The organism is Oleiphilus sp. HI0066 (assembly GCF_001635725.1).
In genome coordinates this window covers 1-644 of the sequence record NZ_LWFH01001722.1, presented here as the reverse complement: position 1 = coordinate 644, position 644 = coordinate 1, and the positions used below count along the sequence as shown (strand labels likewise).

The window sequence follows — 644 nt, the reverse complement described above, 5'->3', positions numbered from 1 at the left end:
TTGCGACGACTGATTTAGAAAAAAGCTATCGCGTTAATCTTAATATGATTGGTATTGATGGTCGTCCTGCAGTGAAAGACTTGCGTACGATCATTAGTGAATGGTTGAGTTACCGTACTGATACCGTTACACGCAGGCTGCAATATCGCTTAGATAAAGTTGAGCGTCGCTTACACTTATTGGAAGGCTTATTGGTCGCCTTTCTTAATATTGATGAAGTCATTCATATTATTCGTACTGAAGATGAACCTAAAGCCGTCTTAATGGCGCGGTTTGGTTTAACTGAAGTGCAAGCTGATTACATTCTCGATACCAAGTTGAGACAGTTAGCACGTCTTGAAGAGATGAAAATCAAGGCGGAGCAAGAAGAGCTCGAAAAAGAGCGTGCTTACTTGCAAAAAGTACTTGGCTCAAAAGCGCAGATGAAAAAGCTCATCAAGAAAGAGCTGCTCGCTGACGCTGAAAAATATGGTGACGATAGACGCTCTCCGTTGGTTGTTCGTGGTGATGCAAAAGCCTATTCCGAAACTGATTTAGTCAGTTCTGAGCCAGTGACCGTCGTGTTATCTGAAAAAGGCTGGGTACGCGCTGCGAAAGGGCATGACATTGATCCAAAAGGCTTGAACTACAAAGCTGGCGATAGT

At 43.3% G+C, this 644-nt stretch carries 1 protein-coding gene; it reads left to right on the top strand.

All coding sequences use genetic code 11. The annotated features are described in order from the left end of the window. Positions 1-644, top strand: a 644-nt coding sequence (locus tag A3738_RS26900; protein WP_304440136.1) for a DNA gyrase subunit A, incomplete at both ends; no start/stop codon positions are given.